The following is a 9,714-nucleotide window of genomic DNA, read 5'->3' as shown; positions in this document are numbered from 1 at the left end:
TCCGTCCCGAGCCACCATCTTAAAATATATAAAAAGTAATTCTTATTAAGCCGACTTAGCTCAATTGGTAGAGCAACTGACTTGTAATCAGTAGGTTGGGGGTTCAAGTCCTCTAGTCGGCACTCTTTAACCGGAGGGGTAGCGAAGTGGCTAAACGCGGCGGACTGTAAATCCGCTCCCTGTGGGTTCGGCGGTTCGAATCCGTCCCCCTCCACCATTTATAGGGGCATAGTTTAACGGTAGAATAGAGGTCTCCAAAACCTTTGGTGTGGGTTCGATTCCTACTGCCCCTGCCAAATAATACAATAATGGCGGTCGTGGCGAAGTGGTTAACGCATCGGATTGTGGTTCCGACACTCGTGGGTTCGATTCCCATCGGTCGCCCCATTTAAATTATTGTAACGATTACTTAAGTGAGTAATATAATTTATAGTAAATTGAATATAGTATATAAAGTTCTTAATTAATGGGCTATAGCCAAGCGGTAAGGCAACGGATTTTGATTCCGTCATGCCCTGGTTCGAATCCAGGTAGCCCAGCCATTTATGCGGAAGTAGTTCAGTGGTAGAATACAACCTTGCCAAGGTTGGGGTCGCGGGTTCGAGCCCCGTCTTCCGCTCCACATATGGCGGTATAGCCAAGTGGTAAGGCAGAGGTCTGCAAAACCTTTATCATCGGTTCAAATCCGGTTACCGCCTTTTAATTTACTTCTGCCGGGGTGGTGGAATGGCAGACACACAGGACTTAAAATCCTGCGGGGGTTGACCCCGTGCCGGTTCGAGTCCGGCCCTCGGTACCATTAAACCTCTTACTTTTGTAAGAGGTTTTTAATTTCAGATTTGAATGGACAATTTGTCTTTCATATATTATAATTATTTTATAACTTTTTGGCGGTGTGGTGGAATGGCAGACACGCCTGACTCAAAATCAGGTATCTTCACGGATGTGCAGGTTCAAGTCCTGTCACCGCTATATTGAATTAAGGGAAGAGGATTTTGCAAATGATGCAGAATCCTTTTTTGTTTAGATAGTAAAGCGTAAGGAAAAGAATAGCCTTTTTAATTCTTCATCTTCATCGAGCATTTAATAATTGTCTTCATTATGTATTAAAGATTATCATAAAGAAAGGTAGCGACCATTGTTATAGTCGTTGCCTTTCTTTATGTGACTATTATTCATTTAATAATGCTTATCTTTACATTTTTACATACTTACGTTTTTGCTTAGCAACAAGCCAATCAAATTGTTTTGGTTTTCTTTTATTTGCTAAAGTAACTACTAAGCCTGTTGTTGCTATTAGTAGGCTTGCAGCAGCTACTTTAATAGTAAATTGTTTTGCATCTTTTAATTTCTCATTATTGTATCGATCAAGTTCCTTAAGTGTATCCTGTGTAAAATCAATCCTGTCGTTTGTTTCTTCAATCAAACTACAAACACCTTCGAAACTTTCGACCAAAGGATTTTTTTCTTCATTTACCAAAGGATCTGTCATAGTTACTCTCCTCCTATATTTAACCTATAAAGAAGAATTCTATGGAAAAATTCATTATACCTTCAATCAAATTTCTACAAATCTTTCAATATCCTCTGCAATTAGTTAATTAATTAAAGTTCTGATGAATATTGATCTTTTCCTACTCACGTCATCCGCTATTTTTTAACTGCTATAAACATTATCTATTCTCGACCATTTCATAAATCATGCTGCTAGAACTCTTTCGACAAAAATTGATTTTATTCTTGAATTTATGACATATTTATGATAAATTTAATTACAAGTTCATTAAAAACCTACTAAATACACATTACATTTGTATTAGTAGTTAAGCACTTATAACTTGATAACAACGCAGTGTATTGATTCATTCGAAGAACGATACATTGCGTTTTTTTATATTAAAAAGTCTATTATTAAAGAATTTTGTGACATAATTAGATAAAGAAATAATTTTCTGACTAGAATAGAAAATATAATTTGTAAATTAACAGGCAGTTAGGTGATTCTTGTGAATATAAAAGAATTTCAAAAAGAATTGATTTCATATAGTAAAGAAATTGGAATAGATAAGATTGGATTTACGACTGTTGATCCATTTTTAACATTAAAAAATCGTTTATATAGGCAGCAGGAATTAAATTATCAATCGGGTTTTGAGACAAAGGATATTGAACGAAGAGTAGATGCCAGAAAAATTATGACAGAAGCTAATTCAATTATTGCAATTGCTCTAGCATATCCATCTAAATTAAAAAATCCTCCTAAAAGTAAAAAAGGATCTACAAGAGGAATTTTTTGTAGGGCCTCATGGGGGGAAGATTACCATGTAGTTGTAAAAAAGAAATTACTTCAGCTTGAGTCATTTATATTATTACATTATCCAAATGCAAAGGTTCAGTCGATGGTTGATACTGGTGAGCTAGTAGATCGAGCTGTGGCTGAGCGAGCTGGTATAGGTTGGAGTGCTAAAAATTGTTCAATTATTACGCCAGAATTCGGTTCTTATGTGTATTTAGGGGAAATGATTACATCACTACCTTTTGAACCAGATTCGCCTATTGAGGAACAGTGTGGAGAGTGTACAAAATGCCTTGATGTTTGTCCAACAAGTGCGATTGTTTCTCCAGGTCAATTAAATGCTAAAAATTGTATTGCTTTTTTAACACAATCAAAAGAGATGATTCCTGTTGAGTTTCGAAAAGAGCTGGGAAATCGTATATATGGATGCGATACATGTCAGACAGTTTGTCCTAAAAATAAAGGTATTAATTTTACTCACCATATTGAGATGGAACCTGCTCCGGAAACTGTAAAACCTTTATTACGCTCTGTATTAAAGGTAAGTAACAGAGAGTTTAAAAGTCAGTTTGGCCAAATGTCTGGGTCTTGGAGAGGAAAGAATCCTATTCAGCGTAATGCCATCATTGCTTTAGCACATTTTAAAGATGAATCGGCATTAGATGATTTAAAGGAATTAGCGAAAAAAGATGCAAGACCAGTAATTAGAGGTACAGCTATTTGGGCTATCTTTGAGATTGAAGGAAAGAATAGTACACCATTTATTGAAAGTTGTTTGCGAAAAGAGCAAAACGAGATTGTATTACATGAAATTAATGCTCTTCTTTCAAGGTAATCAATATTGAGTGGTATAATCTCTTATTTTTCAACATCGTATAGAATAAGAATATATGTTGAAAAGGGGGATTATCTTGTTTAATCGTGAACTTTTAGAGTGTTATTTAAAAGAACGATTACAACTTTATTTTGGTGAAGGACATCGAAGTCATCCTATTCAAGAAAAAGAATATCAGGCAATCAGGCGTAAAGTTGAATTATATAATAAGCGTAATATTTCATTAGTGAAAGTATATGGAAATCTTGATGTAAACAATATTTGGACTGAACAGGACGTAACGTATATAAATTATACATTCCATACTCGTTATTTTTTAAAGCAAACCGATTTATATTTTGAAGAGGATCAACATGAAAGACAAATCGCAATGGAAAATGATGAAATCTTATATGACATACCGTTCCCGATTGATAATCAAGTTGAAAATTTTGAACTTGAAGAAGACGATTTAGGTGAAAATGAATCATTGGTTCGAAATAACAGATATAACCGATTTAATGCTGTTAAATATGCTGAAACCTGGTGGGATGGCCATAATAAAGAATATCCATTGTATGCAAATGATTGTACTAATTTTATATCTCAATGTTTAAGGGCTGGAGGCATTCGAATGGTTGGAATGCCAAAACCCGGGACAGGGTGGTGGTATAAAAATCATTCTAATAGTAGTTATAGCTGGAGAGTTGCTCACGCATTAAGGAGATTTTTACCTTCGCCTAAAACTGGAATTAAAGCAGAAGAGGTGCCTTCTCCAAGAGATCTTTCATTAGGGGATATTATCGTATATGATTTCGAAGGTGATGGAGTATGGAATCATTGTACGATCGTTGTTGCTAAGGATGAAAATGGTGAACCGTTAGTGAATGCACATACTGTAAATAGCCGTAAAAGATATTGGTCATACTATGATTCTTCTGCTTTTACGGAGAATATAAAGTATAAGTTTTTTCACTTCGTAGATGACTTTTCTAACCCTCCAATGGAATAATACCTTATTAATTACGAATTTGGTATAATATAAAGCATTGAAACAATATAGAGGTGAAAAAGATGGGAATACACGTTGTATTATATCAACCACAAATTCCAGCAAATACAGGAAATATTGCACGTACATGTGCAGGAACAGATACAAGTATGCATTTAATCCGTCCGTTAGGTTTTTCAACTGATGATAAAATGTTAAAAAGAGCTGGTCTTGATTATTGGGAGCATGTAGATATACATTATCATGAATCTTTGGACGATTTATTTGATAAATATAAAGACGGGAAATTTTACTTTATAACTAAATTTGGGGAAAAAACATATTCAAACTTTGATTATACAAATTTAGATGAAGAGATTTTCTTTGTATTTGGTAGAGAAACAACAGGGCTTCCGAAAGAGTTAATTGAAAAAAACATGGAAACTTGTTTACGTATACCAATGACAGATCATATTAGATCTCTAAATTTATCAAATACAGCTGCAATTTTAATTTACGAAGCTTTACGTCAGCAAGATTTCCGTGATTTGTTAAAGGTAAAGGATTATTCTAAGTAATAAAAGTCACCATATAAATGGTGATTTTTTTATTAAATTAAGATTTTATCAAAGAGTAAACAAATAAAAAAGATGCTTCCAGTAGAACGGTCTAAATAAAATTAAGATCCGTGTTTAGAAGCATCCTTTAAAAAATATTATCTGTTTTTCAGTCCAGGTTTGTCATTATAGCCGCCTGTGAAAATTGCTGCTAAAAATGATGCTGTAACTAATAAAATTAATACTAGTCTCATCAGTATGTATCCTCCCAATTGAAAAATTCCCAACACCCTAAACCTTATTATACAAAAAAAACATAGAAATATGAAAGTAAAATTATGAGAATTGAATTTCGATAAAATATATTTTCCTACTCAAAGATATAGCATGAGTACGGACATCCTTGCATATCCTTTAATAATCTCTCTTACAGATGAGAAGAAGGAGGTACTTGTCCATGGATATTTTAAAGAAACTTGAGCAGCATCGGGACATGGAACAAAGATTGAAATGGGAAGGCACTTTTGCTGAGTATCTTGAAATGTTAAAAGAGGAGCCATGGGTTGCACAAACTGCACATTCTAGAATTTATAATATGATTAAAGACGCAGGTATTGAAGAAGTGAATGGTAAAAAAACCTACAGTTTCTTTAATAACAACCTATATGGATTAGAAGAAGCGTTAGAGAGACTCGTGGAAGAATATTTCCATCCTGCTGCCAAGAGATTAGATGTAAAAAAACGTATTTTATTGTTAATGGGTCCTGTAAGTGGTGGTAAATCTACTTTAGTAACGATGTTAAAGAGAGGCTTAGAAAATTATTCAAGGTCTGATCAAGGAGCAATCTATGCTATTAAAGGTTGCCCAATGCATGAAGATCCATTGCATTTAATTCCTAACCATTTAAGAGATGATTTTTTCAATGAATATGGAGTTCGAATTGAAGGAAACCTTTCACCTTTAAACTTAATGAGACTTGAACAAGAGTTTGGTGGAAGAATAGAAGATGTTATGGTAGAAAGAGTATTTTTATCAGAGGATCGTCGAGTTGGTATTGGTACTTTTAGCCCGTCTGATCCAAAATCTCAAGATATTGCAGATTTAACAGGAAGTATTGATTTTTCAACAATCGCTCAATTTGGATCAGAGTCAGATCCACGTGCCTACCGGTTTGATGGTGAGTTGAATAAAGCAAACCGTGGAATGATGGAATTCCAAGAGATGTTAAAATGTGATGAAAAGTTTTTATGGCACTTATTATCCCTGACGCAGGAAGGAAACTTTAAGGCAGGGCGTTTTGCATTGATTTCTGCGGATGAGTTAATCATTGCTCATACGAATGAAACAGAGTATAGATCCTTTATTAATAATAAGAAGAATGAAGCACTTCATTCTCGAATAATTGTAATGCCAATTCCGTATAACTTAAGAGTAAGTGAAGAAGAGAGAATTTATCAAAAAATGATCTCTGAAAGTGATGTTTCAAATGTTCATATTGCTCCACATACTTTACGTGTTGCAGCAATGTTTACAATTCTTACTCGTTTAAAAGAACCAAAACGAGGAGATATCGATTTAGTTAAGAAGATGCGTCTATATGATGGTGAAATGGTAGAAGGCTATAACACTGTTGATTTGGAGGAGCTGAAGAAAGAATATTTAGATGAAGGTATGCATGGTATCGATCCACGATATGTCATTAATCGTATTTCATCAACAATTATTCGAAAAGAGATTCCTTCAATTAATGCTTTGGATGTATTACGCTCATTAAAAGATGGTTTAGATCAACATCCTTCTATTTCTAATGAAGATCGTGAGCGTTATATGAATTTTATCTCAATCGCAAGAAAAGAATATGATGATATTGCAAAACAAGAAGTTCAAAAAGCTTTTGTTTATTCATATGAAGAGTCCGCAAAAACGCTTATGGATAATTATCTTGATAATGTAGAAGCATATTGCAATAAGAATAAGCTTCGTGATCCTTTAACAGGTGAAGAGATGAATCCAGATGAGAAGTTGATGCGTTCGATTGAAGAACAAATTGGTATCTCTGAGAATGCAAAGAAAGCATTCCGTGAAGAAATACTAATTAGAATCTCTGCATATGCAAGAAAAGGCAAACGTTTTGATTACAATTCACATGAAAGATTAAAAGAAGCAATCCAAAAGAAACTTTTTTCGGATCTGAAGGATGTTGTGAAGATTACGACGTCCACAAAAACTCCTGACGAGCGTCAATTAAAGAAAATCAATGACGTTGTCAGCAGATTAGTTGATGAATATGGTTACAACTCAACATCAGCAAATGAATTATTACGTTACGTAGGCTCATTACTTAACCGTTAAATTGTTTAAGCGGCTATCTTTTAGATAGCCGTTTTCTTTTGCAATTAATAACGTTTATCCTATAATGATGATAATGATTAAAAAGAAAGGTGAGAGAGTGTAGATGAAAAGAATTCAAATAGCTGAAAATCTTGAGTTTTCACAAATTATTCACGGTTTATGGCGTTTATCTGAATGGAAAATGACATCAGAACAATTAGTCACTTTTATAGAAGAATGTATTGATTTAGGAATTACAACATTTGATCATGCCGATATTTACGGTGGCTATACTTGTGAAGAAATTTTTGGAAAGGCTCTAGCGCTAAAACCGGAGCTTCGTGAAAAAATTCAAATCGTTACAAAATGTGGAATAAAGTTAAAGTCATCAAAGTTTCCTGAACTTAAAATGAATCATTATGATACTAGTAAAGAGCATATCCTTATGAGTGTTAATAATTCACTGGAAAATCTACAAACAGATTATATCGATTTACTTTTAATACATAGACCAAATCCTTTTATGAATCCAAAGGAAATCGCAGAGGCGTTTAATCAACTTCATTCGGAAGGAAAAGTACGCTACTTTGGGGTATCAAACTTTTTACCATCTCAATTTAATGCATTACAAGCATATCTAAACATGCCTTTAGTAACAAATCAAATCGAAGTTTCGCCAATGCAATTAGAACATTTTGAAAAAGGAACAATTGATTTATTACTTGAAAAAGATATTGCTCCAATGATCTGGTCCCCATTAGCAGGCGGACAAATTTTCACTAGTCAGTCTGAATCAGCTGTACGAGTTCGAGCAATGCTTAAAGAGATTTCTAGTGAAATTGGCGCAAATTCAATCGACGAAGTAATGTACGCATGGTTATTAGCTCATCCTGCTAAAATGATGCCAATCGTAGGGTCTGGTAAAATTGAACGTGTTAAAACAGCAGTTGAGTCTACAAAGTTAAGTATGTCAGCGGAACAATGGTTACGAATTTACGTAGCTGGAATGGGTCATAATTTACCTTAAATAAAAATAAGTGGAGAACTTTTTACTAGTTTTCCACTTATTTTTTTGTTCTTTTTTTAGTATTTTTACATATAGTTAAAGGCAAAAGTTTATTGGAATTTTTATATAAATATATTTATTTTTAAGGACTCGTCCAATTTTCTGAAAAAATGGGTGTAAAATTTAGAAGAAACATTGTCAATTATTGTGTCCTTCTGCATATGATAGAGTAATCTATAAAAAAGGGTAGAAAATCACCTACCGAATTAGTTTATGCAATTGTGTATTATTGTGTGACGATTTTTTTATTTTTACAAATAAATCAAAACAAGTAAGGGAGGGAAAGAAAATGAGTAATGAAAATAATGAACATGAACAAAAGCATAATTTTACCATTTCACAGGAAGACTGGACCCTCCATCGTAAAGGACACGACGACCAACAGCGCCACCAAGAGAAGGTACAAGAGGCGATTAAAAAGAATTTAGCAGATTTGATCACAGAAGAAAGCATCATCATGTCAAACGGGCGCGATGTAGTAAAAATTCCAATTCGGTCACTAGATGAGTATAAGATTAGATACAACTACGATAAAAATAAACACGTTGGTCAGGGTACTGGAGACAGTAAAGTTGGCGATGTAGTGGCAAGAGATGGTTCACAAGGTGGCCAGCCGCAAAAGGGTGCTGGTAAAGGGCAAGGAGCAGGTAAGGAATCAGGCGAAGATTACTATGAGGCAGAGGTTTCACTAATGGAATTAGAGGAAGCTCTTTTTAGTCAGTTAGAGTTACCTGATCTAAAAAGAAAAGAACAAGATTTAAATACAGTAGAAAACATTGAATTTAATGACATTAGAAAAACTGGTTTAATGGGTAACATTGATAAAAAACGTACGATGATGTCAGCGTTTAAACGTAACGCTATGAGTGGTACGCCATCATTCTATCCGATATCTCCAGAAGACTTAAAGTTCCGTACATGGAATGAAATTAGAAAACCAGAATCTAAAGCCGTCGTACTCGCAATGATGGATACGAGCGGAAGTATGGGCTTATGGGAAAAGTATATGGCACGAAGCTTCTTCTTTTGGATGACTAGATTTTTAAGAACAAAATATGAATCAGTTGATATCGAGTTTATTGCCCACCATACAGAAGCAAAAGTAGTTACAGAAGAAGAGTTCTTCACAAAAGGAGAAAGCGGAGGAACGATCTGTTCATCTGCTTATCGAAAAGCTTTAGAAGTAATTGAATACAAATATTCTCCTGAAAGATATAATATCTATCCATTCCACTTCTCTGATGGAGATAATTTAACATCTGATAATGCTCGCTGCGTAAAATTAGTTCAAGAATTAATGAAAGTGAGCAATATGTTCGGATACGGAGAAGTAAACCAATACAATCGACACTCTACTCTTATGTCCGCATATAAAAACATTAATGATGAAAAATTCCGCTACTATATCCTTAAACAAAAATCAGATGTATTCCATTCAATGAAGAGCTTCTTTAAACAGGAATATGAGAAGGCAGCGAAATAATCGCTGGATTATTGACTTAAATGAATTGTGAGTTAAATAGAAAGTGAAACCAGAAAAGCCCGGTAGAGGGTTTTTCTGGTTTTTTTCGTAAATATTTTGAGTTTAAATACTAGTGAAGTCGGATTTTTATTCAACATAATGGCAGTTTAGTTGCATAAGAATTATCTTAAATTCT

7 protein-coding genes and 9 tRNA genes are annotated in these 9,714 nt (G+C 34.1%); 15 read left to right on the top strand and 1 reads right to left on the bottom strand.

The features are described from left to right. The first annotated feature begins 49 nt into the window (after positions 1-49). The 9 genes from ABEY15_RS24015 (at position 50) to ABEY15_RS23975 (ending at position 972) form a co-directional block, all read left to right on the top strand. Positions 50-122: transfer RNA gene (locus ABEY15_RS24015), tRNA-Thr, on the top strand. A 10-nt stretch (positions 123-132) separates the two neighbouring features. Then, positions 133-217, top strand: a tRNA-Tyr gene (locus ABEY15_RS24010). Between the two features lie 5 nt (positions 218-222). Further along, positions 223-296 (top strand) — tRNA-Trp (locus tag ABEY15_RS24005). A 15-nt stretch (positions 297-311) separates the two neighbouring features. Further along, a tRNA-His gene (locus tag ABEY15_RS24000) sits at positions 312-387 on the top strand. A gap of 80 nt (positions 388-467) precedes the next feature. After that, positions 468-542, top strand: a tRNA-Gln gene (locus ABEY15_RS23995). 5 nt (positions 543-547) lie between these two features. Next, a tRNA-Gly gene (locus tag ABEY15_RS23990) sits at positions 548-622 on the top strand. A 5-nt stretch (positions 623-627) separates the two neighbouring features. Beyond that, positions 628-698: transfer RNA gene (locus ABEY15_RS23985), tRNA-Cys, on the top strand. A gap of 14 nt (positions 699-712) precedes the next feature. Next, positions 713-799: transfer RNA gene (locus ABEY15_RS23980), tRNA-Leu, on the top strand. 90 nt (positions 800-889) lie between these two features. Then, a tRNA-Leu gene (locus tag ABEY15_RS23975) sits at positions 890-972 on the top strand. A gap of 223 nt (positions 973-1,195) precedes the next feature. On the opposite strand, the gene ABEY15_RS23970 is transcribed toward ABEY15_RS23975, so the two are convergent. Then, on the bottom strand, positions 1,196-1,492 hold the full coding sequence (locus tag ABEY15_RS23970; RefSeq protein WP_429892472.1) for a hypothetical protein: 297 nt from the start codon (positions 1,490-1,492) through the stop codon (positions 1,196-1,198). A 514-nt stretch (positions 1,493-2,006) separates the two neighbouring features. Between ABEY15_RS23970 and queG the strand changes: the two genes are divergently transcribed. The 6 genes from queG (at position 2,007) to yhbH (ending at position 9,539) form a co-directional block, all read left to right on the top strand. Then, positions 2,007-3,131 carry a tRNA epoxyqueuosine(34) reductase QueG gene (gene queG, locus ABEY15_RS23965; RefSeq protein WP_429892471.1) on the top strand — a complete coding sequence of 375 codons (1,125 nt, stop codon included), beginning with the start codon at positions 2,007-2,009 and terminating at the stop codon, positions 3,129-3,131. A gap of 76 nt (positions 3,132-3,207) precedes the next feature. Further along, positions 3,208-4,122, top strand: a complete 915-nt coding sequence (locus tag ABEY15_RS23960; protein WP_429892470.1) for an amidase domain-containing protein — start codon at positions 3,208-3,210, stop codon at positions 4,120-4,122. A gap of 62 nt (positions 4,123-4,184) precedes the next feature. Then, entirely contained in the window at positions 4,185-4,679 is a 495-nt protein-coding gene (gene trmL, locus ABEY15_RS23955) for a tRNA (uridine(34)/cytosine(34)/5-carboxymethylaminomethyluridine(34)-2'-O)-methyltransferase TrmL (RefSeq protein WP_429892469.1), read from the top strand. A gap of 436 nt (positions 4,680-5,115) precedes the next feature. Next, complete coding sequence (locus ABEY15_RS23950; RefSeq protein ID WP_429892468.1) at positions 5,116-7,011, top strand: PrkA family serine protein kinase; 1,896 nt, start codon at positions 5,116-5,118, stop codon at positions 7,009-7,011. 103 nt (positions 7,012-7,114) lie between these two features. Beyond that, a complete protein-coding gene (locus ABEY15_RS23945) occupies positions 7,115-8,017 on the top strand; it encodes an aldo/keto reductase (protein WP_429892467.1) in 903 nt (300 codons plus the stop codon). 328 nt (positions 8,018-8,345) lie between these two features. Next, positions 8,346-9,539 carry a sporulation protein YhbH gene (gene yhbH / locus ABEY15_RS23940; protein WP_025671718.1) on the top strand — a complete coding sequence of 398 codons (1,194 nt, stop codon included), beginning with the start codon at positions 8,346-8,348 and terminating at the stop codon, positions 9,537-9,539. The last annotated feature ends 175 nt before the right edge of the window (positions 9,540-9,714 follow it).

The organism is Gottfriedia acidiceleris (genome assembly GCF_050457485.1).
GTDB lineage: Bacteria > Bacillota > Bacilli > Bacillales > Bacillaceae_G > Gottfriedia > Gottfriedia acidiceleris_D.
This window is presented reverse-complemented; position numbering and strand designations above follow the sequence as displayed.